The organism is Geminicoccus roseus DSM 18922 (assembly GCF_000427665.1).
In the GTDB taxonomy this organism is placed as follows: domain Bacteria; phylum Pseudomonadota; class Alphaproteobacteria; order Geminicoccales; family Geminicoccaceae; genus Geminicoccus; species Geminicoccus roseus.
This window is the reverse complement of sequence record NZ_KE386572.1, coordinates 4,685,190-4,711,184: the sequence shown is the minus strand read 5'-3', so window position 1 is coordinate 4,711,184 and position 25,995 is coordinate 4,685,190. Positions and strand designations below refer to the sequence as shown.

Annotated in this window: 22 protein-coding genes; 4 read left to right on the top strand and 18 right to left on the bottom strand. The window is 70.7% G+C overall.

What is annotated here, in order from left to right; all coding sequences use genetic code 11:
* Positions 1–38: 38 nt before the first annotated feature.
* Complete coding sequence (locus tag GEMRO_RS0123250; protein WP_027135924.1) at positions 39–1,475, bottom strand: aldehyde dehydrogenase family protein; 1,437 nt, start codon at positions 1,473–1,475, stop codon at positions 39–41.
* 138 nt (positions 1,476–1,613) lie between these two features.
* Between GEMRO_RS0123250 and GEMRO_RS0123240 the strand changes: the two genes are divergently transcribed.
* Positions 1,614–2,315: an RraA family protein gene (locus GEMRO_RS0123240; protein ID WP_035485869.1), complete on the top strand. Its 702-nt coding sequence runs from the start codon at positions 1,614–1,616 to the stop codon at positions 2,313–2,315.
* Between the two features lie 25 nt (positions 2,316–2,340).
* Here the strand turns inward: GEMRO_RS0123240 and GEMRO_RS31410 are convergent, their stop codons facing one another.
* The 5 genes from GEMRO_RS31410 to GEMRO_RS0123215 are packed head-to-tail and all read right to left on the bottom strand — an operon-like array spanning position 2,341 to position 5,770.
* Positions 2,341–3,453 carry an NADH:flavin oxidoreductase/NADH oxidase gene (locus GEMRO_RS31410; RefSeq protein WP_035485867.1) on the bottom strand — a complete coding sequence of 371 codons (1,113 nt, stop codon included), beginning with the start codon at positions 3,451–3,453 and terminating at the stop codon, positions 2,341–2,343.
* A gap of 37 nt (positions 3,454–3,490) precedes the next feature.
* Positions 3,491–3,841 (bottom strand): DUF6614 family protein, encoded by a 351-nt coding sequence (locus GEMRO_RS0123230; RefSeq protein WP_027135922.1) that lies wholly within the window; start codon positions 3,839–3,841, stop codon positions 3,491–3,493.
* A gap of 33 nt (positions 3,842–3,874) precedes the next feature.
* Positions 3,875–4,744 (bottom strand): PhzF family phenazine biosynthesis protein, encoded by an 870-nt coding sequence (locus GEMRO_RS0123225; RefSeq protein ID WP_027135921.1) that lies wholly within the window; start codon positions 4,742–4,744, stop codon positions 3,875–3,877.
* A gap of 23 nt (positions 4,745–4,767) precedes the next feature.
* Positions 4,768–5,073 (bottom strand): AzlD family protein, encoded by a 306-nt coding sequence (locus GEMRO_RS0123220; protein WP_027135920.1) that lies wholly within the window; start codon positions 5,071–5,073, stop codon positions 4,768–4,770.
* The gene (locus tag GEMRO_RS0123215) at positions 5,057–5,770 is read right to left on the bottom strand and encodes an AzlC family ABC transporter permease (protein WP_051329393.1); all 714 of its coding nucleotides are present in this window, start codon (positions 5,768–5,770) and stop codon (positions 5,057–5,059) included. Before GEMRO_RS0123215 ends, GEMRO_RS0123220 begins: the two co-directional genes overlap by 17 nt.
* 100 nt (positions 5,771–5,870) lie before the next feature.
* Here GEMRO_RS0123215 and GEMRO_RS31405 point away from each other — a divergent pair, with 100 nt between their 5' ends.
* Positions 5,871–7,250, top strand: coding sequence for an aminotransferase-like domain-containing protein (locus tag GEMRO_RS31405; RefSeq protein WP_051329392.1), 1,380 nt, complete (start codon positions 5,871–5,873; stop codon positions 7,248–7,250).
* Here GEMRO_RS31405 and GEMRO_RS33000 read toward each other — a convergent pair.
* On the bottom strand, positions 7,243–8,199 hold the full coding sequence (locus tag GEMRO_RS33000) for a DnaJ domain-containing protein (RefSeq protein WP_027135918.1): 957 nt from the start codon (positions 8,197–8,199) through the stop codon (positions 7,243–7,245). The genes GEMRO_RS31405 and GEMRO_RS33000 overlap by 8 nt on opposite strands.
* Positions 8,200–8,299: 100 nt before the next feature.
* Here GEMRO_RS33000 and GEMRO_RS0123200 point away from each other — a divergent pair, with 100 nt between their 5' ends.
* Positions 8,300–9,094, top strand: coding sequence for a TfoX/Sxy family DNA transformation protein (locus tag GEMRO_RS0123200; protein ID WP_157505712.1), 795 nt, complete (start codon positions 8,300–8,302; stop codon positions 9,092–9,094).
* A 23-nt stretch (positions 9,095–9,117) separates the two neighbouring features.
* Here GEMRO_RS0123200 and GEMRO_RS0123195 read toward each other — a convergent pair whose 3' ends face one another.
* The 10 genes from GEMRO_RS0123195 to GEMRO_RS0123150 all read right to left on the bottom strand — a co-directional run bounded on the left by GEMRO_RS0123195 (position 9,118) and on the right by GEMRO_RS0123150 (position 23,523).
* Positions 9,118–9,846 (bottom strand): hypothetical protein, encoded by a 729-nt coding sequence (locus GEMRO_RS0123195; RefSeq protein ID WP_027135916.1) that lies wholly within the window; start codon positions 9,844–9,846, stop codon positions 9,118–9,120.
* 192 nt (positions 9,847–10,038) lie between these two features.
* Positions 10,039–12,492 (bottom strand): GcvT family protein, encoded by a 2,454-nt coding sequence (locus tag GEMRO_RS0123190; RefSeq protein ID WP_027135915.1) that lies wholly within the window; start codon positions 12,490–12,492, stop codon positions 10,039–10,041.
* 55 nt (positions 12,493–12,547) lie between these two features.
* Positions 12,548–13,768: an OpgC family protein gene (locus GEMRO_RS31395; protein ID WP_084507448.1), complete on the bottom strand. Its 1,221-nt coding sequence runs from the start codon at positions 13,766–13,768 to the stop codon at positions 12,548–12,550.
* Positions 13,752–15,380, bottom strand: coding sequence for a thiamine pyrophosphate-binding protein (locus GEMRO_RS0123180; protein ID WP_027135914.1), 1,629 nt, complete (start codon positions 15,378–15,380; stop codon positions 13,752–13,754). Before GEMRO_RS0123180 ends, GEMRO_RS31395 begins: the two co-directional genes overlap by 17 nt.
* The gene (locus tag GEMRO_RS0123175; RefSeq protein ID WP_027135913.1) at positions 15,373–15,873 is read right to left on the bottom strand and encodes a hypothetical protein; all 501 of its coding nucleotides are present in this window, start codon (positions 15,871–15,873) and stop codon (positions 15,373–15,375) included. Before GEMRO_RS0123175 ends, GEMRO_RS0123180 begins: the two co-directional genes overlap by 8 nt.
* Positions 15,874–15,922: 49 nt before the next feature.
* Complete coding sequence (locus tag GEMRO_RS31390) at positions 15,923–17,260, bottom strand: tetratricopeptide repeat protein (protein WP_051329391.1); 1,338 nt, start codon at positions 17,258–17,260, stop codon at positions 15,923–15,925.
* A 100-nt stretch (positions 17,261–17,360) separates the two neighbouring features.
* Complete coding sequence (locus tag GEMRO_RS31385; protein WP_084507445.1) at positions 17,361–18,674, bottom strand: NAD(P)/FAD-dependent oxidoreductase; 1,314 nt, start codon at positions 18,672–18,674, stop codon at positions 17,361–17,363.
* A 46-nt stretch (positions 18,675–18,720) separates the two neighbouring features.
* Complete coding sequence (locus tag GEMRO_RS0123160; protein ID WP_027135912.1) at positions 18,721–20,430, bottom strand: histidine kinase famiy protein; 1,710 nt, start codon at positions 20,428–20,430, stop codon at positions 18,721–18,723.
* Between the two features lie 159 nt (positions 20,431–20,589).
* Entirely contained in the window at positions 20,590–22,665 is a 2,076-nt protein-coding gene (locus GEMRO_RS31380; protein ID WP_051329390.1) for a PAS domain-containing protein, read from the bottom strand.
* 120 nt (positions 22,666–22,785) lie between these two features.
* Positions 22,786–23,523 (bottom strand): SDR family NAD(P)-dependent oxidoreductase, encoded by a 738-nt coding sequence (locus tag GEMRO_RS0123150; protein ID WP_027135911.1) that lies wholly within the window; start codon positions 23,521–23,523, stop codon positions 22,786–22,788.
* A gap of 138 nt (positions 23,524–23,661) precedes the next feature.
* On the opposite strand from GEMRO_RS0123150, the gene GEMRO_RS0123145 reads away from it, so the two are divergent.
* Positions 23,662–24,930, top strand: coding sequence for a glycerophosphodiester phosphodiesterase family protein (locus GEMRO_RS0123145; protein WP_157505711.1), 1,269 nt, complete (start codon positions 23,662–23,664; stop codon positions 24,928–24,930).
* 22 nt (positions 24,931–24,952) lie between these two features.
* On the opposite strand, the gene GEMRO_RS0123140 is transcribed toward GEMRO_RS0123145, so the two are convergent.
* Positions 24,953–25,972, bottom strand: a complete 1,020-nt coding sequence (locus GEMRO_RS0123140; protein WP_027135909.1) for an ABC transporter substrate-binding protein — start codon at positions 25,970–25,972, stop codon at positions 24,953–24,955.
* Positions 25,973–25,995 lie beyond the last annotated feature (23 nt).

Here is a 25,995-nt window from a genome sequence, read left to right as displayed (position 1 = left end):
GCCCGGCCGGACGGATCCGGCCGGGCAGCCCTTGCTGGTCAGGGCAGCGTGTAGCTGGTCTTGACCGTGGTGTAGAACTCCGCGGCGTAGCGACCCTGCTCGCGCGAGCCGTAGGAGCTGCCCTTCCGGCCGCCGAACGGCACGTGGTAGTCGACGCCCGCCGTCGGCAGGTTGACCATCACCATGCCGGCCTCGGACGCCTTCTTGAAGTGGCTGGCGTGCTTGAGACTGGTGGTGCAGATGCCCGAGCTCAGGCCGAACTCGGTGTCGTTGGCGACGTGCAGCGCCTCCTCATAGTCCTTCACCCGAATCACGCTCACCACCGGGCCGAACACCTCCTCGCGGTTGATCCGCATGTCGGGGGTGGTCTCGGTGAACAGCGCCGGCTGCAGGTAGTAGCCGGTCTTCTCGCGGTTCAGCCGCTCGCCGCCGAACGCCAGCTTGCCGCCTTCCTTGCGGGCGATGTCGATGTAGGCCAGGTCCTGGTCGAGCTGGCTCTGGTCGACCACCGGGCCGATCTGGGTGCCCTGCTTGAGGGCGTCGTCCACCACCAGGTTCTTGGTGGTCTCGATCATCGAATCGACCAGCTTGTCGTGGATGCCCTCGGTGACGATCACCCGCGAGGACGCGGTGCAGCGCTGGCCGGTGGCGAAGAAGCCGCTCTGGACCGCGCAGTTGACCGCGGTCTGCAGGTCGGCGTCATCCAGCACGACCAGCGGGTTCTTGCCGCCCATCTCCAGCTGGAACTTGCACAGCCGCGCGGCGGCGGCGGCGGCGACCCGCTTGCCGGTCGACACCGAGCCGGTGAAGCTGATCGCGTTGACCCGGGGATCGTCCAGGAACACCTGGCCGACCACCGAGCCGCGGCCCATCACCAGGTTGAACACGCCCTTGGGCACGCCGGCATTGATGATGATCTCGGCCAGGGCATGGGCGGAGCCGGGCACCAGGTCGGCCGGCTTGAACACCACCGTGTTGCCGTAGGCCAGGGCCGGCGCGATCTTCCAGGCCGGGATCGCGATCGGGAAGTTCCAGGGCGTGATCAGGCCGACCACGCCGATCGGGTCGCGGCGCATGTCGACATCGATGCCCGGACGGACCGAATCGACCCGCTCGCCGGTGATGCGCAGGGCCTCGCCGCCGAAGAACTTGAAGATCTGCCCGGCGCGGGCGACCTCCATGATCCCTTCCGGCAGGGTCTTGCCCTCCTCGCGCGACAGGAGCCGGCCGAGTTCCTCCTTGCGGGCCAGGATCTCGTTGCCGACCTTGTCGAGCAGGTCGGCACGCTGCTGGATCGAGCTGAACTGCCAGGTCTTCAGAGCTTCCTTGGCGGCCGCGATGGCCTCCTTGGCCTGGGCCGCGTCGGCCTGGGCGTACTCACCGACCACGTCGTCCAGGTCGGACGGGTTGATGTTGCGCGAGACAGACGCGCCGTCGACCCACGAGCCGGCGATGTAGTTCTGATGAAGACTCAATGGTTCACTCCTTGACGTGGTTCACCGGACCGGGACCGGCCGCACCGTCGGACAGATGGGCATCCGGCAGTCGCTCTGCCACCTGCCACATGCTACCAGCCTTGTCGTTCACCGCGCGCAACGGGAGGCCGAAAAGGCATGAGCGGCATCGACCAGGATCTCTTCAACCATCTGGCGGGCTTCGACACCCCCACCATCTGCAACGCCCTGGAAGAGGCGCGTGGCTTCCGCTCGACCGAGGGATTCACCCTGCAGCCGCTGGTCTGCGCCTTCCCGGACCTCAAGCCGATCGTCGGCTTCGCCCGCACCGCCACGATCCGCGCCACCCGGCCGTCCGACCGCAAGGGCGACGAGGCCCGCCAGCACCGGATCGGCTATTATGAATATGTCTGCTCCGAGCCGCATCCCACCATCGCGCTGATCCAGGACCTGGACGAGCACAAGGGCACCGGGGCGTTCTGGGGCGAGGTCAACACCGCCGTGCACAAGGGGCTGGGCGTGCTCGGCTGCGTGACCGACGGCTCGATCCGCGACCTGGACATGATCGCGCCGGGCTTCCAGCTGCTGGCGGGCTCGGTCGGTCCGAACCACGCCTTCGTCCATTGCGTCGAGTACGGCATCGACGTGAACGTGGCCGGCATGCCGGTGAAGCATGGCGACCTGATCCATGCCGACCGGCACGGCGCCACGGTGATCCCCCTGGACCTGTTGGCCAAGCTTCCGGACGCCATCGACACCTGCATGCGCAAGGAGCGCCCGATCCTGGAGGCCGCGCGCTCCAGCGACTTCAACATCGAGATGCTCAAGCGCGCCATGGCCGAGGCCGACGAGATCCACTGACGCCAATCAAGGCTGGCTGAAGCGGTCACGACCGCTTCAGCGCCGCGCCCGGCCATTGGGCGGCGCCTGCCCGCTCGTGGCGGACATGCCAGCCGGGCTTTTCGCCCAGCGCCTCGGCCGCATGCTGCCCCCAGCGCGGATCGTCCAGATAGGCGCGGGCGATCGCGACCAGGTCGGCATGGCCGTCGGCCAGGACTTCCTCGGCCTGGGCGGCCGTGACCAGCAGGCCCACCGCCTGCACCGCCAGCCTGCCGCTGACCGCCTTCTTCACCGCCCGCGCGAACGGCACCTGGTAGCCAGGCTCCACCGGCACCCGGATGTCTGGGCGGATGCCGCCGGACGAGACCGTGATGTAGTCGAAGCCGATCGCGGCCAGCTCATTGGCGAGCTTCCCGGCGTCCTCCGGGGTGAATCCCTCCGTATGCCAGTCCGAGCCGGTGATGCGCGCGCCCAGGATCTTGTCCTTCGGCCACACCAGCCGCAGTGCCGCCGCGATCTCCAGCGACGCCCGGATCCGGTTGGCAAGACTTCCGCCATAGGCATCGCCGCGCCGGTTGCTGAGCGGCGAGCAGAAGCTGTGCAGCAGGTAGCCGTGCGCCGCGTGCAGCTCGATCGCGTCGAACCCGGCGCAGAGCGCCCGCCTGGCCGCCTGGACAAAGGCCGCGCGGATCCGGTGGATACCCTGCTGGTCGAGTTCCTGCGGGATGGATCGCCCAGGCTCGAACGGCTCCGGGCTCGGCGCCACCGGCGTCCAGCCCTCCTGGTCGGGGCCAAGCTGCCGGCCGCCTTTCCAGGGCGCCGCCGAGCTTGCTTTGCGCCCGGCATGGGCGAGCTGCAGGCCGAAGCGCTGCTCCGGCGCATAGCTTCGCACGTCGCGCAGCAGCTTCGACAGGCCGGCCTCCTGGTCGCTGTTCCACAATCCGAGGTCGGCCGGGGTAATCCGGCCCTCGGGCAGGACCGCGGTGGCCTCCATCACGACCAGGCCGGCGCCGCCCAGCGCCAGGCCGCCGACATGCTGCTGGTGCCAGGGCGCTACCATGCCGTCCCTGGAGGCGTACTGGCACATGGGCGAGACGGTGAACCGGTTGGGCAGCCGCACGCCGCCCAGGGTGATCGGTTCGAACAGCTTGGCGCTCATCGGGTTCTCTTGAAGCTCGAATGGGTGCAGGCGGAGATCAGAACCGTTCCTGGCCGGTCACGCGCACCGGGTCGGGGAAGTCGCGGTAGAGCGCGAACTGGGCGTTCCTGACCATGTGGTTGACCGCATGGTGGGCCGCCTCGACCGGCTCGGTGCGCGACGCCGCCTGGGCGAACGCCTGGTCCAGCATGGCGAGGTCGTCGACCTCGATCGCCATGTGGAACTCGCCGAGCGTCTTCGGCCCGAAGCCCAGCTTGCGCCGGGTCAGCCGGTAGCCGCGCAGGCTGCCCCTCTGCTCGAGCATGCCCAGATAGCCGTCGATCGCCTGGGCGAACTCCATGTCGGACATGCCGGGCATCAGATCGCACCAGATGTGATAGATGTTCATGACGTCCTTAATCCCTCAAAGAACTGGTTGGCCTCAGAGAAACAGCGTGCCCTCGCCCACGATCACCGCCTGTCCGGACACCCGGGCCGCCGGGGTGCCGTCGTCACGCAGGAAGGGCTGGAGATGGATTTCGCTGGGCCGGCCCATCGCCACGCCCTGGCGCAGAAGAAAGGTTCGCCCGGCGCAGCTGGCGTCATCGGCGAGCAGCAGCGCCGCCATCGCTGCGGCGGAACTGCCGGTGGCCGGGTCCTCGAACACCCCTTCCTGGGGAGCGAACATCCGCACGTCGAAGCTGTCCGGGCCGGAGCGGGCATAGACGGTGAGGCCGGTGGCCGGCGACGGCATCAGCCGGGCGATCGCGGCATGGTCGGGGATCACCCGGGCGACATCGGCGGCCGAAGCGGCCTGCAGGAAGGCGAACACCGTGCCGGCGGTCGCCAGCCGGCCCGGCCCGACCACCTCCTGCTCGGTCAGCCCCACCGCCGAGGTCAGGGCCGCGGCATTGGTGACACCGGCCAGCACCGGGGGCTTGGGCGCCACCAGGCTGGCCGTGCCCTGGTCGATCGACACCTCCACCGGCCCGGCTGCCAGGTCCAGCACCGCCCGGCCGCGCCCATCCTGGACCGGCAGCAGCCCCAGATGGGCGAGCAGCACGGTCGCGCCGATGGTCGGGTGGCCGGCAAAGCCGATCTCGGCGCCGGGCGTGAAGATCCGGACCGAGAACAGCGCGTCCGGCCGTGCCGGCGGGAACAGGAACAATGTTTCGGAAAGATTGAACTCGCGGGCGATCATCTGCATCCGGCGATCGTCCAGGCCCTGCGCTTCGGGAACCACCGCCAGCTGATTGCCGGCCAGCTTGGTCTGGGTGAACACGTCCAGCAGGTGATAGCGATAATCGGTCATGACTGCGTTTCCTCGGGTTCGGGTCAGGTCATGAGGTGGCGGACGAGGGCGAAGCTGGCGACGGACAGGAACAGGGCGATCAGGAACTGCCCGCTCCAGCGCATCGCCAGGAAGCCGACCCCGGCGCCGATCCAGCCAGGCGGGCCGGCTTGCCAGACCGATGGCGCCACCAGGGCGGCGAACACGGCGCCGGGCACATGGCCGAACCATGCCTCCAGGAAGGGGCCCGGCCGGAACCGGCGGATCAGGACGAAGCCGCCGATCCGGGTGGCGTAGGTCGCCAGCCCCATCAGCAGGATGGCCAGGACCCCCTCAGCGTCGACGGACATGCGACCATGCTCCCAGCAGCGAGCCGGCCAGGGCGCCGGTCAGGACGAACCATGTCCCGGGCAGGACCTGGCGGGTCGCGAGCGCCACGCCGGCCGCGACCAGCCAGGGCAGCAGGTCGCCGGCGCCCCGCCAGAACCCGGCAAGCAGCACCACGAAGAACCCGGTGATCAGCCAGCCGAACAGGCTGGGGTCGAAGCCGCGCACCAGGTCGCCCAGGGCATGGCCGCTCATCGAGGCGGCCAGCCAGAACACCCACAGGCTGACCCCTGCCCCGAGCATGTAGGCGGCGTCGACCTGGCCCCGGCGCCGCTCCGCCACCGCCAGCCCCCAGGACTCATCGGTCATGAAGTACAACGAGGCGAACGCCGGCAGGCCGGGAACGCCGCGGAACCAGGGCGCCGCGGTGGCGCCCATCAGCAGGTGGCGCAGATTGATCACCAGCACCGAGAGCACCATGGCCAGGATCGGCAGCGGCTCCCGCCAGAGTTCCATGGCGACCAGCTGCGAGGCGCCGGCGAAGATCACCATGCAGCTCAAGGCGACCTCCAGCAGGCTCATCCCCTTCTCGGCGGCGGCCACCCCGTAGACCAGGCCGAACGCCGCCGCGGCCGGGACGATCGCCAGCACCCCCACCGCACCCCGGCGGAAGCCGGCCGCGGTGAACACCCCTGGGACATCCTCGGAATGCTCCATCATGTCTCAATACATTCGTGGGTGGAGGGGCCGTAGCGATTCGGATCCGACCCTGGCATCATCGAATTGACTCGCTGTCTGAGTCAATGCACTGATCAAACCCATGCCGATCCAACGCAGCGACATCTCCGAGCACGGCCGCCCGGCCTATCGTGCCATCGCCGACGCCCTGGAGCGGGCGATCGGCACCGGTGACTTCGCGCCGGGCGAGCGCCTGCCGCCGGTGCGCGACCTCGCCAAGACCCTGGGCGTCACCGTGGGCACGGTGAACCGCGCCTACGTGCTGGCGCAGAGCCGGGGCCTTTTGACCGGCGAGGTCGGCCGCGGCACGTTCGTGCTCAAGCGCCAGGACCGGCAGAGCCGGATCCGGATCGCCGGGGAGGATTCGGTCAACGCCGCGGACCTAGTGGTCAACCAGCCGCCGGTGGCGCTGACGGACGAGGAGGCCGCCCAATCGGCGGCCCGGGCGTTCAGCCGCCACGGCTCGACCCTGTTCGGGCGCTATCCGCCCACCGCCGGCATCGCCGAGCACCGCGCCGCCATCGCGGCCTGGATCGGCCGGACCGGGCTGGAGGTCTCGCCCGACCAGGTGCTGGTCACGGTCGGCGTCCACTCGGCGATCGCCGCCACCAGCCTGGCCTGCCTGCGCCCGGGCGACACGATCCTGATCGACCAGCTGACTTATCCCGGCGCGCGCGACCTGCTGGGCGTGCTGAAGTTCCGGGTCGAGCCAGTCGCCACCGATGCGGAAGGCGTCCTTCCCGACGCGCTGGAGGCGGCGGCGCGCCTGCATGGCGGTCGCGCCTTCGTTACCTGCCCGACCCTGCACAACCCGACCAGCTCGACCATGCCCGACGAGCGGCGCCGGCAGGTCGCGCAGGTGGTGGAGCGCACCGACCTCCTGCTGATCGAGGACGACATCTACGGCCACCTGCCGCGGTCGCGGCCGGTACCGATCACCGCGCATGTGCCGGACCGCTCGGTGCTGGTGAGCGGCATGTCCAAGTGCCTGTCGCCGGGCATGCGGCTGGGCTACCTGGTGGCGCCTCCGGACCGGGTGGCGGCGATCACCACCGCGCTGCACGACCTGGTGGTCGCGGCCTCGCCCTTGTCGCCGGCCTTGTTCACCGAATGGCTGAACGAGGGCTTGGCCGACGAGCTCCTGGAGCGGATCCGGCACCAGATCGCGCGGCGCCACGAGATTGCCGGCGACGCGCTGGGGCTGGCGCCGCCCGAGGGCAGCCCGCATCTCTGGCTGCCCCTGCCGCCCTCCTGGACCGCCGAGCGGCTGGTGGAGGCGGCGGCGCGGGTGGGCCTCCATCTGCCGCGGACCGACGTGTTCGCGGTGGGCCGTGGCGGGGCGCCCCGGGCGGTCCGGGTGGCGCTGGGCTCGGTGGCGGAGGAGGACCGGCTGAAATCGGCGCTGCGCCGCCTGCGCAGCCTGCTGGACCAGGCGCCGCCCCGGGCGGCTCCGGTCATCTGAGGCAGCACACCACCCGAAGCTCCACGGTGCGGGCCGGATCGGCGCCGGCCGCCTCGGGCGCGAAGCCCGCCGAGAAGCGCATGGCGACATGGTCGGCCGGCAGGCCGGCCTGGACCAGGCGGTCGATGATCTGGCTGATCCGCAGCAAGGAGAGCTGCCAGCTGGCCACCTCGACCCCGGCGACGCCCGCGGCGCGGGCCGCCTGGCCCTGGATCAGCACCAGCCAGTTCCGGTCGGCTGGGATCTGCGCCACCACCGCCGAGAGTTCCTCCACCGCCTGGACCATCTGCTGGTCCAGGGCCGCGCCCAGCTCGGCCGAGCCCGGCTCGAAGCGCAGGTCGGCCGCAAACACATGGGCCGGCTCCCCTTCCGTCGCCGGGGCCGCCAGGGCGGTCTCCAGGTCGACAATGCTGGCTGCCCGGTAGCGCGCATCGGATTCGGCCTGCTCGGCCCGGGCGCGCTCGACCTGAAGGGTCAGTTCCGAAATCCGTTCCTCGCGCTCGGCCAGGCTGGCGCGCTGGCTCAGCGCCCAGGCGAACCCGGCCAGCACCAGCACGAGCAGGGCCGCCAGCGTGGCCAGCACCGGCAGGCCCGGCAGCGCGAGGTCGGCCAGCGGCAGCCGTCCGCTCGGCCAGAACCGCCGCGGCGACCAGGGGCGCGCCAGCGGGTCCGGCTCCGCCGCCTCGACATACTCGGCATAGTCCAGCGGCTCGCCCCGGTGCATGTCGACGCTGTCGGCGTCATAGCGCAGGCGGCGCGAGGGATCGCGCAGCACCTCATAGGCTTCCACGACCCGCTGGAAGCTGGCGGGATCGCCCTGGCCGCCGGTTTGGTCCGGATGCAGCCGCTTGGCGCGCTCGCCAAAGGCGCGGCGGATGTCCTCCGCCGTCGCGGTCAAGGGTACGCCCAGGGCGGCGTAGTAGCCGCGCGGATCGCTCCTGCTGGTCATCGTCTCGCGGGTCTCGTGATCATTCACAGCCGCTTGCCGATTGGACCCGCCCCCGTCAAGCTGCCGCTGTCGCAACGCCAGCCTGCCAGGACTTCTCCGCTTGACGGCCCAACGCCGCAAACCCTCCCCTGCGCAACCGGCCGCCCGGCGCCGGCCGGCAACGCGCCCCCGCGACTTCCAGCGCAGCCGGCTCTATCGCTGGGAAGCCGCCCACGTGCTGCCCCATGACCGCAAGCCGCTGTCGCTGCAGGCTTGCCGCGAGCTGGCGGACCAGGTGTTCGCCCGGCGGCTGGGCACGGACGCGGCGCCGCCAAGGGTGGAGGACGGCCGCGGCCGGCGCCATGCCGCCGGGTCGCGCGAGGTGATCAAGCTGCCGCGCTGGGCCCGCACCCGGCCGATCGTCCTGCACGAATGCGCCCACGGCCTCTCCACCGACGGCCACGGGCCGGACTTCGTGCGCGCCTACCTGGAACTGCTGGTGGAGTTTGCCGGGTTCGAGCGCGGCGCGCTGGAACAGAGCCTGGCGGCGGAACGGCTGCAGGTGACCCCGGCCGGTCGCCCGATCGCGCAGCCACCACCGCCGCGGACCATGCCGGTCGCGGTTGCCCGTTCCCTGGCGGGCCGCCTGCTCGCGGTGGGGGTCCGCACCTTGAGCGACCTGCGGGCGCTGGGTGCTGTCGAGGCATGGGTGCGGCTGAAGCGCCGGTTCGGCCGGATGGTGACCCAGGAGAACCTGGTGGTCCTGGCCGCGCTGGGTTCCGGCCAGCCTGCCGCCAGCCTGGACGGCCGCACCCGGGCGCAGCTGAAGTTCGAGGCGACCGGCCGGCTGATCGCGGCCACGCGCGACGACCCGGCGCTCTCGCCAGAAAGCGGGCGGACCACCCGGCCGCGCTGAGCGGGCCGGCCGGAACGGCAGGCTCAGTTGATCGCGGGGGCCGCGGCGGGCTCGATCGGCCGCAGGAAGTCGACGCCTTCCTGGGAGGTGCTGACCCGGCTGGCGTTCAGCGGCGGCCTCGCCCGCTCGACCAGGCGGCGCGGAGCGGGAACCGGGGAGCGGTCCAGGCGGCGGGCGGAGGCGGCGGCGAAACGGTCGAGTTCGTCGCGGGGGCCTTCCTCGGCGGCCGGCGACTTGCCCCACAGCGAGGCGGTGACCAGCGAGGTCGAGACCAGCTGGATGGTGAGCACGCTCAGCGGCTCGGCGGCCGGACCGCCATTGCGCATGATCTGGCTGGGGCTGGCCGCCCCGGAGAGCTGCGGGGTAGACGGGGTCAGGGCGATCTTGGGAGCCGGGTCGATCGGCACGATCGCATCGCGCTCGGTGCCCTCCGGCGCTACCACCAGCTCGGTGCGCCCCTGCACCGGCCGCGGCTCGACCTTGACCGGCGGGGGCGGAGTATCCAGCGTCGGATCCGGCTTGGCGACCCAGCTGCTGAACAGCTCCAGCAGGGTGCGCGGCTGCTGATCGGGATCGGGTTCCGGCGACACCGAGGGCACGCCATGATCGGTCACCCGCACCGTGGCGGAGGACGGCACCCGCGCCACCGAGATGTCCGCCTGCAGGCGCTCGAGATTGTCCGCCGCGTCCAGTGACGGCGACATCAGCAGCACCCCGCCGTAGCCCAGCGCCATGCCGACCACGACCAGCATCGGACGTACGCGGCGTCGCGTTGCCGGCTGGGAAGCGGAATGATCGGCAGGCTGGGACAAGCTAGGACTCAGTGTGAGGGGAGCGGATTTCTTGTGTTACCGATACTTAATGCATTCTCGCAATCCTGCAACCACGGAAGCAGGCTGACGAAGCACAAATCGGTCATGTCGGGGCCATCGGCAGGCAACAATCTACGACCGTATCCGGGTATGATCAGGGTCATACCACCCGGCCAACTGCGCCTGCACCGGAACACGGCGCCAAGCGATCTCCACCTCGAGCGGGTGGGCAGCCAGCCATTCGCGGGTGATCGGCCGGTCAGCCTCCAGATAGCCCATCCCGAGCGATGCTTCCACCCGGTGGCCGTACATGCCCGAGGTGACGCTGCCGACGATCCGGTCGCCGCACCAGATCGGCTCCTCGTGATGCAGCAGCAGCAAGGGATCCTCCAGCCGCAGCTGCACCAGGCGCCGGTGCGGCGGACCCGCCTGCCGGGCCTCCTCCAGGGCTTCCCGGCCGATGAACCCGCCGGGCTTGTCCCAGGCGACGCAGAATCCGAGACCGGCCTGCAGCGGGGTGTCGGCCACCCCGATGTCGTGGCCCCAGTGCCGGTAGCCCTTCTCCATGCGCAGCGCGTTCATGGCATGAAAGCCGGCCATGCCCAGGCCGAACGGCTCTCCGGCAGCCAGCACCGCGTCGAACACGTGGGTCGCGAACTCGGCGGGTGTATATATTTCGTAACCCAGTTCCCCAACATAAGTTATTCTTGAAGCCCGCACCCGCGCATGGCCGATTTCCAGTTCGCGCGAGCTGGCGAAGGGAAGTGCCGCGTCGCCCAGATCCTCGCCGGTCAGCTCTTCCAGCAGGGCCCGGCTGTTCGGCCCCATCAGCCCCAGCATCGGCAGGCCCGAGGTCACGTCGATCGCCTGGCAGCGGGCATCGTCCGGGAGATGGCGGAGCAGCCAGGCGAAGTCCCGGCGTTGCGCCGCCGCCGCGGTCACCACCAGGAAGGACTGCTCGTCCAGGCGGGTGATGGTCAGGTCGCTCTCGATCCCGCCCCGCTCGTTCAGCCACTGGGTATAGACGATCCGGCCGGGCGGCACGTCGACCTGGTTGCACGAGATCCGGTTCAGGACCGCCACGGCGTCCCGCCCCTGGACCAGGAACTTGGCGAACGAGCTTTGGTCGAACAGCCCGACCGCGTCCCGCACCGTCCGGCATTCCTGGCCGACCGGGTCGTGCCAGTTCTGCCGGCACCAGGAATAGCGGTAGGCCGGCTCCATCCCTTCCGGGGCGAACCAGTTCGGCCGCTCCCAGCCGGCCACCTCGCCGAACACCGCCCGCCGTCCGGCCAGGCGGTCGTGGAAGGGCGAGCGGCGCACGCCGCGGGCAGTCTCCATCTGCCGGTAGGGCCAGTGCATCGCGTAGAGCAGGCCCAGCGTCTCGGTGGTGCGCTCCCGCAGGTAGCGGCGGTTCGACTGGAAGGACTGCATCCGGCGCAGGTCGACATCCACCAGGTCCTCGGGCATGGCGCGGTCCCGGATCCACTCGGCCAGGACCTTGCCGGCGCCGCCGGAGCTCTGGATCCCGATCGAGTTGAAGCCGCAGGCCACGAACAGGTCGCGCAACTCCGGGGTCTCGCCCAGCAGGTAGCGGTCGTCGGGCGTGAAGCTCTCCGGGCCGTTGAAGAAGGTGTGGATCCCGGCAGTCTCCAGGGACGGCATCCGCGCCATCGCCGCTTCCAGGATCGGCTGGAAATGGTCCAGGTCCTCCGGCAGCTGGTCGAAGCAGAAATCCTCGGGGATGCCGTCCATCCCCCAGGGCTTGGCGGAAGGCTCGAAGCAGCCCAGCAGGATCCGGCCGGCATCCTCCTTGTAGTAGGCACACTCGTCCGGCACGCGCAGCACCGGCAGGCCGGACGGCAGGCCGCCGATCGCCTCGGTGACGATGTAGAAATGCTCGGCGGCATGCAGCGGCAGCGATACGCCCACCGCAGCACCCAGCTCGCGCGCCCACATCCCGGCGGCGATCACCACCGTGCCGGCCCGCACGGTCTGGCCCTCGGCGGTGCGCACCCCCACCGCCCGGCCGCCCTCCACCAGGATCCGGTCGACCTTGCAGTTCTCGACGATCCGGGCCCCGCGCATCCGCGCACCTCGCGCAAAGGCCTGGGTGACGCCCACCGGGTCGGCCTGGCCGTCCTTTGGCAGGAACACCCCGCCCACCGCGTCGTCCAGGCGCAGCAGCGGGTAGCGGGCGGCGATGTCGGCGGGTTGGAGCAGCTCCACCTCCAGCCCGAAGCTCTTGGCCATCGAGGCGCCCCTGGCCAGCTCCTCGAACCGCTCGGCGTTCAGGGCCAGCGAGATCGAGCCGTTCTGGCGAAACCCGGTGGACTGGCCGGTCTCCCGTTCCAGCTCGAACAGGAGGTCGGAGGTATACTTGGCGAGCTCGGTCATCACCCTTGTGGCGCGCAGCTGGCCGATCAGGCCGGCCGCATGCCAGGTGGTGCCGCAGGTGAGCTGGCGACGCTCCAGGAGCAGGGTGTCGGTGATGCCGAGCTTGGCCAGGTGATAGGCGATCGAGCAGCCGATCACCCCGCCGCCGATGACGATCACCTCGGTATGGGACGGCAGGTTCTGCGGCATGGTCGGCGGGCCTCGCTCCTGGTGGCCCGGGCAGTCTAGCGCGGCCCGCTGGGGGTCACGAAGCGGCGCAGGAGACGCGCGGTGCCGCTTTGCCGACAGTCGCGTCGGGTGGGCGGCCCTCGGCGCCCATCGCCGCCGGCGGCGACGGGCGCGGCGTGCGCCGGGTCCAGGGCGTATCCTTGTACCACTGCACCACCCGGGCGACGGCCAGCAGCGCCGCCATGCCGGCGAGGTTGACCAGCAGCGTCACCAGCCAGCCGGGCCCGAGCTGGTCCAGGACCACGCCCAGGATGCGGGCCAGCACGATCCCGCTCAGGAACACCGCGAGCGTCTGCCGGCCGACCGCCACCACCTGCTCGACCAGCACGCCTTTCAGCCGCTGCCCGGCGGGGCCGACCGCCAGCCAGGCCAGATAGGCCAGCGCCAGGAAATGCAGGTGGCGCAGCAGGCCGAACGGGGTCTTGGCAAAAAGCGGCCGCAGCTCCTCGTGGCTCGCCTGGAGAAACGGCAGGGAGCGCACCATCGGCAGCCAGGTGAACGGGATCGAAACGAGGACCAGCAGCAGGGCCAGGACCACCAGCGTCTTGCTGCGCGGCGGCGCCGGCAGCCAGCCGCGCACGAAGCCGAACCCGGTGAAGAACACCAGCTGCCAGCCGGCCGGGTCGAAATACCAGACCCGCTCCGACCAGGGGTCCGCCGGCAGGGCGGTGATCCGGGCCTGGGCGGCCAGCCACAGGAGCCCCAGCAGGACCAGCACCACCCGCCCCCCGGCCAGCCGCTCCACCGCCATGACCAGCGGGATCATCCCGAGGATGACCAGGTACATGGGCAGGATGTCGAAATAGTTCGGCACATAGGTCAGGGTGACCAGGCCCAGAATTCCGGAGGCCGGGTCGGCGAAGAAGCGGTCGAACTGCAGGGTGCGGGTATAGCTGTCGGTGGCGAACATCCGGTCGGCCACGATCATCGCCGCCAGCACCGCCACGAACACCCCGATCTGCGCCCACCAGATCTGCCAGACCCGCAGGCCGATCCGGGCGGTGCCGATCGCCTGGCCGTGGCGGTCGAACACCCGCGCGAACGCGTAGGCCGACGCCATCCCTGAGCAGAACACGAAGATCTCGGTGGCGTCGGAGAAGCCGAACCGGGCCGGGATCCAGTTGATCCAGGCGTTGCCCGGGATGTGGGCGATCAGGATGATGAACATCCCGATGCCCCGGAAGAAGTCCAGGCGCAGGTCGCGCTCGCTGCGGCGCGGCTCAGATCCGGCTGACATAGTCCTCCGCCTCGATCCGGCACGCGATCAGCGTGAAGGTCTCGTTCGCGGCGGCGTCCTGCAGGGCGCGGTCGAGCGCATGCCGGTCCTGGACCTCGATTCCCTCGCCGCCAAACGCATGGGCCAGGGCCACGAAGTCGGAGCGCGGCAGCCGCACGCCCTGCGAGGCCAGCCCGGCCTGGGCCTGCTTCAGCGCGATCAGCGCCAGGCTGGCATCCTGCAGCACGACCAGGGTCACCGGCATGGCGAGGTCGCGCAGGGTGGCGAGCTCGCCCGCCACCATCTCCAGCCCGCCATCGCCCATCACCGCCACGACCTGGCGCTCGGGCGCCGCCCGCTTGACCCCGATTGCCAGCGGCAGGGCCGCCCCCATGGTGCACCAGCCCGAGGACTGCAGGAGCTGCAAGGGCCGGCCAACCTGCATCTTCTGGCTGAGCAGGATCCGGTGCGCGCCGCTGTCGACCGTGACCGTGGTGTCCCGCCGCAGCGCCATGTTCAGGGCGTCGACCACGTCATGGGCGCGAAAGCGCCCGTCTGGGGTGGCAAACGCGGAGGCCAGGCGGTCGCGGACCATGGCGATCTCGCCCGAGAAGCTCGACCGGCTGGGCTCCAGCCGGTGCGCCAGCGCCGAGACCAGGGCGGCCGGGTCGCCGATCAGGCGGATGTCGACCCGGTGCATGGCATGGTCGGGCGCCGCCGCGGTAAGTTCCAGGACCCGGGCATCCGGGCCGAACGGGTCGAGCCAGCCGGGCCGCATCTCGATCGGGTCGTAGCCCACCAGCAGGACCAGGTCGGCGGCGCGCACCAGCGGCAGCAGCGCAGCGTCGGCCAGGGGCGACAGCCCGGCGGCGCCCAGGACCAAAGGATGGCCCTCGTCCACCACGCCCTTGGCCCGGTAGGTGGTGACCAGCGGCGCGTTCAGCATTTCCAGGAGGGTGAGCAGCGGGCCGGTCAGCATGGACGTGGCCGCGTCCATCCCGGCGATCACCAGCGGCGCCCTGGCCTGCTGGAGCATGGCGCGCGCGGCGCCCAGCGCCGGGTCGTCCGGATCGACGGCCGGGCGGCTGGCCCGGACCGGCGACGATGCGGGCGCGTCCTTTGCCGGGGACGCCGCGACGAGCGGCGACAGGTCGAGATGGACCGGGCCGAACGGGCGCTCGCAGGCGAGCGCCAGGGCGCGGGCCACCACCGAGGCGCTGTCCTCCGCCTCAATCTCGAAGCTGGCCTTGACCAGGGGCCGGAGCAGGGCTGCCTGGTCCAGGATCTGGTGGGTGTAGCGGCCGCGCACCGAGCGCTCGACCACGCCCGAGACCACCACCAGCGGCACCCGTTCCTGGACGGCGTCGGCGATGCCGTTCAGCGCGTTGGCCAGGCCCGGGCCCAGCGTGGTCACCAGGAGCCCGGGCCGGCCCGTGGCCCAGTACGAGCCGGCCGCCATGATCGCCGCCGGGGTCTCGTGGCGGGCCAGGGTGAAGTCGATCCCGGCCTGGACCAGGCCGTCCACCAGGGTCACGACCTCGCCGCCCGGCATGCCGAAGGCATGGCGGATGCCATGGCCGTGGAGGGTGCGGGCGACGAGGTCGGCGACCCTGGTTGGCTGCTGGTCAGGCACGTCCGGTTCCTTCACGCAGGCGAATCACGCCGGCCGTCACCAGGCCGAAGATCAGGTGGCCCACCAGCGACGCCCAGGTCAGCGGGATGAACCCGAGAAAGGCAGGCAGGCCGGCAGCCAGATGGGCCATGACGTAAAGGGCGAACACCCACAAGCCCACCCCGAATCCGAGCCCGACCGCCCACCAGGGCAGGAACGGGGTGAGCAGCCGGGCCAGCGGCCGGGCGAGGTAGAGATAGCCCAGCGGGTAGAACAGCACGCCCACCACCAGGTGGACCAGCTCGGCCAGGAGCCGGCTCTGCAGCCCGAACACCGACTGCACCAGCGCCGCCGGCTCCAGCGGGCCGCCCACCCAGAAGGGCGTGATGCCGCGCGCCCAGACTTCCCAGGCGAGGTCGGCGGCAAGGCCTGCCAGGAGGGCGGAAAGGATCAGGGCGCCGCTCAACGGCGGGAACAACGGCCGGCCAACCGGCTCGGCTGCGAGCGCGTTCATTAGCTGTCTCCATCCGGTGGCCCTCCTTCAGGCGGAGGGCGATGGCGGCTCAGACGAGGAGCGAGGAGCGCCGGCTCGCCCGGGCAGGCATGACCTCGGTGGCGAACCGGTCGACGTGGCGGATCTGGTGGCGCAGGTCGAGCAGGCGGCGGAGCAGCCGGGCGTCGCCCGAGCTGGCGGCATGGTCGACCAGGGTGCGCATGAACACGTCGCGCTGGGCGTTGCTGCCGCCCATGTCGGGCAGCCGCTCGGCAACGTCGAGCAAGAAGCCGGGGCTGGTCCCGGCGGGCCGGCCGGCGATCAGCCGGGCCATCGGCAGGCCGACCCGCCCGGCCACCGCCGCCTGGTCGCCGCTCCCCGAGGCCGCCTCCTCGGCCAGGGCGTCGATCAGCTCGTCCGCGCCGGCCTGGTCGCCGGTGGCCACCAGGGCCAGCAGCTGGTGCAGGCTGGCGAACACCAGGATGGTCTCGTGGCGGCGGCGGCGCGCGATCTCGGCCAGCTCGTCCCAGCGGTCGCCCACCGCCACGCCTTCCTGGTGCAGGCGCCAGAGCAGCGAGCTGGCATTGGCGATGTCGCGGAAGTCGTCGGTGAACACCGGCCGCACCGCCTCGTCGTAGAGCGACAGCACCTCGTCGGTCCGGCCCTCCTCCAGGAGGAACAGCGCCAGGTGCCAGGCCATGTGGAAGCGGAAATTGTGGCAGCCCTGCCAGTTGGGTCGGGCGTTGACCAGCCAGCCGATCCCGGCCGACACCCGGCCGCGCATCTCATAGACATGCGCCACCGCATGCATGCCCCAGGCGTCGCGCGGCTCGAGCAGGACCGCGCGCCGGCCGGTGCGCTCGGCCTCGTCATAGGCGCCGTTCTCTTCCAGCGCGAAGGCATGGCAGCCGAGCAGGAAGCCGTAGCCGGGCACGTCGACATGCCAGTGGCGCAAGAGCCCCCCGGTTGCCTGCGCCATGCCGGCAAGGTCGCCGCCCAGAAAGCGCAGGCCGTGGGACAGCTTGGCTAGGAGCAGGGAGCGCGGCTCCCGCTCCAGGGCTTCGTCCAGGACGGCAACCGCCGCGGCGAGCCTGCCGGCCACCGCCAGCTCCAGCGCGTCCAGCAGGGCCTGCTCGAACGGGGTGGCCGGCCGCCGGAGGGCGGCTGCTTTGGCAGCGGCGAGCTGCGCGGCGCCGGCCGCGATGCATTCGCGGCGCGCCAGCATGACTGCGCCAAACCCGCTCACGGCATGGGCCGCGATCATGTCGGGATCCGCCTGCAGGCTGGCCGCCAGGGCGTCGGCGGCATCGGGGCGGTGGGCCGCCACCGCCGCCACCGCCTGCTCGAACGCCTCGATCGCGGTCGGGCAGGACGAGCCATGTTCTCCGGCGTATCGATCGGTCGCCAAGCCAGCCTCCTCCGTCACTTCTAACGGTACGCCCGCCATTCCGGCCTGGATCTGGTCCGGCCTGGATCTGGCGGCGCGTCTTCAGCTGGAAGTACGTATTCTACGAGTTCGGGTTACAGGAATCGGTGGTGGCGGGCGAGGATGGAGCCGGCGTCGGCGCCGGGTCCACGGCGCCGACGATCAGCCGGGCGCCGTTCTGGTAGGTCAGGTAGCTCCACAGCCAGTTCACCGCGACCACCAGGCGGTTGCGCCAGCTGATCAGGAAATAGATGTGGGCGACGCCCCAAAGGACCCAGGCGGGATAGCCGCTCAGGCGCAGCCGGCCGAAATCGACCACTGCGGCGCGGCGGCCGATGGTGGCCAGGTCGCCGGCATGGCGATAACGGAATGGGCCGGGATCGGCGCCGCCGGCCAGTTCTGAGGCGATTTTCCGGGCGGCATGCCGGCCCATCTGCTTGGCCGCCGGAGCGATGCCCGGCACCGGCCGGCCCTCGCTGGTCAGGGAGGCCGCGTCGCCGACCACGAACACGCCCGGCCGGCCCGGCACCGACAGGTCCGGCTCGACCAGCACCCGGCCGGCCCGGTCGGCCGGCACCGACAGCCAAGCAGCGGCCGGCGAGGCGCGCACGCCGGCGGCCCACACCACCGACGCCGCCCAGATCCGCTCGCCGGCGACGATCACCCCGTCGGGGTCGCACTCGGTGACGTTCTGGCCAAGACGGACCTCGACCCCCAGCCGGACCAGGGCCTGCCGGGTCGCTTCCGAAAGGTCCGGCGCGAAGGTAGAGAGAACCCGCTCGCCGCCCTCGACCAGGACCACCCGGGCGTCGTCCGGGCCGATCCGCCGGAAGTCGCGGGCCAGTGCATGCCGGGACAGCTCCGCGATCGCGCCGGCCATCTCGACTCCGGTCGGCCCGCCGCCGACCACCACGAAGGTGAGCAGGCGGCTGCGCCTGGCCGGATCCGGCTCGATCTCCGCCGCCTCCAGGGCGGTGAGGATGCGCTCGCGGATGCGGGTGGCGTCGGCGATGGTCTTCAGCCCGGGCGCCACCTCCTCCCACTGATCATGGCCGAAATAGGCGTGGCGCACCCCGGTGGCGAGCACGAGCCGGTCATAGGGCAGCCGGCGCCCGTCCTGGAGCAGCACCTGCCTCGCCTCGTGGTCGACGCCGGTGACCTCGCCCAGCTGCACCTCGACATTGGCCTGGCGGCTCAGGATGCCGCGGATCGGCCAGGCGATCTCGGCCGGCGAGAGGGCGGCGGTGGCCACTTGGTAGAGCAGCGGCTGGAACAGATGGTAGTTGCGGTGGTCGACCAGGGTGATCCGGAGCGGCTTGCCCGCCAGGGCCTGCACGCAGCTGATCCCGGCGAACCCGGCGCCGACCACCAGGACCCGCGGTGGCTGCTCGGTCATCTCGTCTCCCGGAAGCTTTTCGGTGGGTCGGAAATGATCCGCCCGCTCACGCCTCGGCCACGCCGAAGCCGGACGGTTCCCGCCGGGCGCCCTGATGGCGGCGGTTCAGCGCGGCGCGGACGCGGTCGGCCAGCTCGGAGCGCCGGTAGGGCTTGCCGATCACGTCCAGCGAGGTGCCGCGCGGGATGTCGGCCACCAGGTCGTCGTTGTAGCCGGTGGTGATCAGGATCGGCACGTCGGGCCGCAGCCTGCCCACCTGCTCGGCCAGTTCCAGCCCGCTCATGCCGCCCGGCATCACGATGTCGGTGAACAGGAGGTCGATCGCGGCGCCGTCCTCCAGCAACTGCAGGGCCTGCTCGCCGCTCTCGGCGGTCTGGACGCGGTATCCCAGCGAGGTCAGGTGGTTCTCGGCCAGGGTCCGCACATCCTCGCTGTCTTCGACCACCAGGATCGTCTCGGCGTGGCCGGGCTGGTCGTCGGCGTCGCGCAGCGGGGCCGCCTCCGTCACCGGGGGCGAGCCTTCATGGGCCCGGGCGACCGGGAACAGCATCCGCACGACGGTGCCCTTGCCCTCGTCGCTGGCAATCTCCAGCCGGCCCAGCGACTGCTCGACAAAGCCGTGCACCATGGCGAGACCCAGCCCGGTGCCCTTCTCGGCGCCCTTGGTGGTGAAGAACGGCTCGGTCGCCCGCTCCAGGACATGGACGGGCATGCCCTGCCCCTGGTCCTCCACGGTCAGGATCACATAGTCGCCGGGCGGCAGGTGCCGGGCAGCCGCGTCGCCGTTGAGGTGAAGGGTCGAGGTCGAGACCGTGACGGTGCCGCCGCGCGGCATCGCATCGCGCGCGTTGATCAGGACGTTCAGGAGCGCCATCTCGAAATGGACCGGGTCGAGCTGGACCTGGGGCAGGCGGCGCTTGAGCGACAGGATCAGGTCGATCCGGGCGCCCACCGTGTTGTCCAGCATCTCGCCGAAATCGTTGATCAGCGTGTTCAGGTCGGTGCGGCGCGGCTCCAGCCGGGTCTTGCGGGCAAACGCGAGGAGCTGCCGGGTCAGCCTTGCGCCGCGCTCGGCGGCGCGCCCGGCATTCTCCAGCTGGCGGCGCTGGCGGTCGTCGATGTCGCCCTTGAGCACCAGCTCGACGTTGCCGGCGATCACCTGCAGCAGGTTGTTGAAGTCGTGGGCGAGCCCGGCGGTGAGCTGCCCGATCGCCTCCATCTTCTGCGCCTGCCGGTAGGCCTGCTCGGAGGAATGGCGCCGGGTGACGTCCAGCTGGCTGGCGAAGAAATAGATCAGCTGGCCGTCGGTGTCGTAGACCGGGGCGACGAACACGGCGTTCCAGAACGGGGTCCCGTCGCGCCGGTAGTTCAGGAGCTCGAGCGAGACCGCCCGCTCCATCTCGATCGCGCGGCGCAACTCGTCGACCGACTCCCGGTCGGTGTTGGTGCCCTGCAGGAAACGGCAGTTGCGCCCCTCGACCTCGTCCTCCTCGTAGCCGGTGAGGTCCAGGAACGCCTTGTTGGCGAACACGATCGGATTATCGGGGAGGCGCGGGTCGGTCAGGATCATCGGCATGCGCGTCATCTGCAGCGCCGCGAAGAACACCCCGCCGCGGTCGTCCAGACCCGGATCGGTGATCGTGCTCTGCTGCCAATGACGGCGGCCGGGGCCGCCGGTCGGGCTGTAGGAGGTCCCGTCCCTCATTGTCCCGGCCGCTACGCCGCTGGCCTGCGCCGTGCCGCCATCCAGCGCCATGCGGCGATCGGCCTCGTCTGCTCCGTGGTCGTTCACCCGCCCTCCGTCCGTGAACCTGCGCTCCTTCGGCAACGCCCCCGGTCTCGGGCAGTCGCTTGCCGCATCGTCCGACTCCACAACCGTTGACCGGCTGCAAAGTGGCATGGCGGTGTCAAATGGTCAGGTATCCTTCTGGATCAAGTCCCGCACCTTGCGGCTGAACAGGTCGAACGCGAACGGCTTGCTGATCATCTGGGTACGCTGGTCCAGGCTGTTCTCGAGCATGGCGGCGGCGTAGCCGGTGATGAACAGGACCGGCAGGTCGGGGCGCTGCTGGCGCGCGATCTCGGCGAGCTGGCGGCCGTTGGGGATGCTGGGCAGGCCGACATCGGTCACCAGCAGGTCGACCCGGCCGGCACGCTGCAGCAGGGCCAGGGCAGCGGTGCCGTCGGCCGCGGGAGTGACCCGGTAGCCCTGCTCGCGCAGGCGCTCGGCAGTGGCCTCGCGGATCGCATCGTCGTCCTCGACCAGCACGATCGCACCCTCCTGGCGGTCGGGGACGGGGCCGGAGGGGAGCGGTTCGGACTCGGTCGCCACCAGGTCGTTGCGGCGCGGCAGGTAGATCCGGATGGTGGTCCCCTCGCCCGGCGTGCTGGTCGCCCGCAGCCAGCCTCCGGACTGGCGCACGAAGCCATAGATCTGGCTCAGGCCGAGACCGGTGCCCTGCCCCAGCGGCTTGGTGGTGAAGAACGGCTCGAACGCCCGCTCCAGCACCTCCGGCGTCATCCCGACGCCGTCATCCGCCACGGCGATCTCCACGAACTGCCCGGGCTCCAGGCCGTCCTCCTCGACCAGGTCCTTCTCGGTGAGGCGGACCTCGGTGGCGGTGATCAGGATCCGGCCGCCCTCGGGCATCGCATCGCGGGCATTGATGCACAGGTTGAGCAGCGCGCTCTCCAGCTGGTTGGCGTCGCACAGGACCGTCCAGGGCCCCTCGCCCAGCTCCAGGTCCACCCGCACCTCGGGCCCCACCGCCCGGCGGATGAACTCCTTCATGCCGCGGATCAGCGCCAGCGGATCGATTGGCCTTGGCTGCAGGTCCTGGCGGCGCGCGAACGCCAGGAGCCGGTGGGTGAGCTTGGCCGCCCGGTCGATCGCGTCGCGGGCCGCCGTCATGTAGCGGTCGATCTCGGCCACCCGGCCCTGGGCTATCCGGCGCTGCACCATCTCCAGGCTGCCGGAGATGCCCTGCAGCATGTTGTTGAAGTCATGGGCGACCCCGCCGGTCAGCTGGCCCACCGCCTCCAGCTTGTGCGACTGGCGCAGCGCCTCCTGGTTGGCGCGCAGCTCGCGGGTCCGCTCGGCGACCTGCTGCTCCAGCGTGTCGTTCAGTTCCTGGAGCGCCTGCTCGGCCCGCTTCTGCTCGGTGATGTCGTGGCCCTGGACGAAGATCCCGACGACCTGCCCGTCCTCGTCCATGAGCGGCTGGTAGATGAAGTCCAGATAGTGCTCGACGAGCGGACCGTCCGCGTCCTGCCGCAGCATTGTCCGGATGGCCTGGCCAACGAAGGGCTCGCCGCTGCCATAGACCTGGTCCAGCAGATTGAGGAAGCCCTGCGTGTCCACCTCGGGCAGCGCCAGGCGGACCGGCAGGCCCACCACCGGGCGGCCGACCAGGCGCAGGTAGGCGGCGTTGGCCAGCTCGAACACGTGGTCCGGGCCGCGCAGCAGCGCCATGAAGCTAGGCGCCTGCTCGAACAGGGCGCGGATCTGGCCGCGCTCGGCGTCCAGCGCCTGGTTGGCGATCTGCACCGCCTCGGCGCGCCGGAACACGCTGCTGGTGATGTGCATCGCCGAGGCGGCGCTGGAAGAGCGCAGGAGGTGCAGCTCGGTCACGTCCACCGTGTGCTGCAGGATGAACGCCACCTCGCCCCGCCCGTCGAACATCGGGGTGTGGGTGGCGCTCCAGTAGCGCTCCTCCAGCACCCCGTCCGGCCGGGCGATGGCGTAGGGGATCAGGGAAAGATGGTCGACGGTCTTCTGGGTCAGCACCCGGGCCAGCGAGGCGCGCAGAATCCGGCCGCTCGCGCCCTCGGGGTCGCCCGGGAACGCCTCGAACATGTTGCGGCCGACCAGCTGCTCGCGCGTGCGCATGGTCACCCGCAGATAGGCGTCGTTCATGCCGACAATGTCGAAATTGCGGTCGAGGATGATGTAGGGGTTGGGCGAAGCGTTGAAGAGCGCCGCCAGGTCCACGCCACTCAGAACGGATGAGCGGAACAGGTTCGTCCCCCCTTGAGATGCCATCTTGCCCCCGGCCGAGAACCCTCTGCCGGCGCGGCGGATTCTAGAGATGCACGCCGCCAATAGCGAGATTCAAGGAGGAATGCGGGCGCCGTCCCAGGCGTGGCAATGGCCGCTGTCGTCGGCCTGCAGCCCGTCCAGCACGTCCAGGAGCTGCTGCGCGGCGTGATCGGGCGTGAACAGCCTGCCTTGCGGCACCCCGGCCTGGAACGGCTGGCTCAGCCCGGTCGCGACCGTGCCCGGATGCAGGCCCACGCAGAGCGCTAGGGGATGGGTGCGCGCCAGCTCGATCGAGAGGGAGCGGATCAGCATGTTCAGCGCCGCCTTGGACGCCCGGTAGCCGTACCAGCCGCCAAGCTCGTTGTCGGTGATGCTGCCGACCCGGGCGGAAAGCGCGGCGAACACCGCCCTGCCCTGGCGCGGCAGCAGCGGCAGGAAATGCTTGGCGACCAGGGCCGGGCCGATCGTGTTGATCCGGAACGTGCGTTCCAGGAAGCCCGGGTCCAGCTGCTTGAAGCTCTTTTCCAGCAGCCGGCCGCCCTCGTGCAGCATGCCCGTGGCGACGATCACCAACCCGACCGGCCCGGCCTCCGCCACCCGGGCCGCCGCCGCCCGGATTGAATCCTCGTTTTCCAGGTCGAGCGGGACCTCCGCCCGCCGCGCTGCCTGGCCGCCCTTCGGCCTTCGCGACAGCGCGAACACCGTGCCGAACCCCTCCTCCTCGGCCAGGAGCCGCTCCACCAGCGCCTGGCCGATCCCGCCGGACGCGCCGACCACCACGGCGCTGCTCGGCTGCACGATGCTCCGCATGAGGATGTCTCCGTTGGCTGCCATGACCTTCCGGATACGCAGCGACGCCGCGATCCGTTCGCACGGTCCGGCAGATGGTCTAGCCTGTCCGCCCCGTCCCGCGCCAAGCGGGAGGCGAGACGATCAGCGGAGATGACGATGGCACGATATCCCTTGCCGGTCCTGGCGGCCGGCCTGATGGCCTGCCTGCTCCCGCCCCTCGCGGCGCTGGCGCAGGAGGCGGCCGAGCCGGTCGTCGAGCTGGGGCCGCGGCCATTCTACCTGGCCGACCGGCTGGAGGACGGCGAGCTCAAGGACCGGCTCGGCCAGTGCCGGGGGCCGTTCCAGAAGAGCGACTTCTCCATCGGCCATCGCGGCGCGCCCCTGATGTTCCCCGAGCACACTCGGGAATCCTACCTGGCGGCGGCCCGGATGGGTGCCGGCGTGCTGGAATGCGACGTGGCGTTCACCGCCGACCGCGAGCTGGTCTGCCGCCATGCCCAGTGCGACCTGCACACCACCACCAACATCCTGGCGGTGCCGGAACTGGCGGCGAAATGCTCCGAGCCGTTCACCCCGGCCGATCCGGCGACAGGGACGCCGGCCTCGGCGAAATGCTGCACCAGCGACCTGACGCTCGCCGAGTTCCAGACGCTCGAGGGCAAGATGGACAGCGAGGACAAGCAGGCCGCCGACGTCCTGTCCTACATGCAGAGCACCGCACCCTGGCGCACCGACCTCTATGTCCCGGGCCAGCTGATGACGCATGCCGAGAGCATCGAGCTGTTCAAGGAACTGGGCGTGAAGGCCACGCCGGAGCTGAAGGCGCCCGAGGTGGCGATGCCGTACGAGGGTGACTACAGCCAGGAGGACTACGCCCAGGCGCTGATCGACGCCTACAGGCAAGCGGGCGTGCCGCCGTCGGACGTGTTCCCGCAATCCTTCAACCTGGACGACGTGCTCTACTGGCTGAAGGCCGAGCCGGAATACGGCGCCCAGGCGGTCTATCTGGACGGCCGCAACGAGGACGACCCGGCCTTCGATTCCAACGACCCCTCGACCTGGAAGCCCGGCATGCAGGAGCTGGCCGACCAGGGCGTGCGGATCCTGGCGCCGCCCTTGTGGATGCTGCTGACCCTGGACGACGGCGGCAAGATCGTGCCCTCGGCCTATGCCAGGGAAGCCAAGGCCGCCGGGCTGGAGCTGATCACCTGGAGCCTGGAGCGCTCCGGCCCGCTGGCCGGCGGTGGCGGCGGCTACTACCGGACGGTGACGGCCGCCATCGACGACGACAGCGACATGCTGGTCGCGCTGGACGTGCTGGCGCGCGAGGTGGGCGTGCGCGGCGTGTTCTCGGACTGGCCGGCGACCACGACCTTCTACGCGAACTGCATGGGGATGACCGAAGGGAGTGCCGGCGCGAACTGACCGGCCGGCACTCCCGGAGGGATCAGTTGCCGGCCGCCGTCACGAAGCGGTCGGTGAAGGTCCGGTCCAGGTCGAACTCGGCGCTGGCGAGTTCCGGATCGAACTGCTTGAGCATGTCGAAGGAGGCCTGCATCGCCTCGGGCGGGATGATCCCGGTCCGGCTGTAGGTCTCCTGGCTGGCGGCCACCGCGCGCAGGTACAGCTCCTCGTTGCCCAGATGGTACTCGGCGGGCACCACCTCGGCGATCTCCTCGGGCGAGGCGGTCGCCAGCCAGTCCAGCGCCTTCTTGAACGAGTTCACCAGGGCCTGGACGGTGTTCGGGTTGGCTTCGATGAAGTCGTTCTTCATGTAGACCACCGCGGCCGGGATCGAGGCGCCGAAGATCGCTTCTGTCCCGGCCTCGGTGCGCGAATCGGCCAGCACCACGATGTCGTCGTCGGCCTCCAGCTTGGAGATCACCGGGTCCAGGTTGGAGATCGCCTCGATCTCGCCCTGCTGCATCGCCGCCACGGCGCTCAGGCCCGCACCCACGCCGATGAACGCCGCCTGCTGCGGGTCGGCGCCGTCCTTTGCCATCAGGTAGTTGACGAAGAAATTGGTGGAGGAGCCGGGCGCGGTCACCCCGACCTTGCGGCCGGCCAGGTCGGCCGGCGACTTGATCTGGTCGGCCAGGTCCTTCTTCACCGCCAATACGATGCCCGGGAAGCGGCCGAGCTCGATCACCGCGCGGATGTCCTGGTTCTTGGCTTGCATCCGGATCGTGTGCTCGTAGGCGCCGGTCACCACGTCGACCGAGCCGCCGACCAGCGCCTGCAGCGACTTGGAGCCGCCGCCGAAATCGTTGATCGCGACGTCCAGCCCCTCTTCCTCGAAGAAGCCCTTCTGCTCGGCGATGGTCAGCGGGAGGTAGTAGAGCAGCGGCTTGCCGCCCACGCCCAGCGTGATCGAGCTCTGCTCGAGGTCGGCAGCGCTTGCGGGCGACAGCGACAGGGCCATGGCGCCGGCCAAGGCCGCGCCGAGCATTGTTCTGCGAAGGATCATCAGCCAGCTCCCTGGATTGTTGT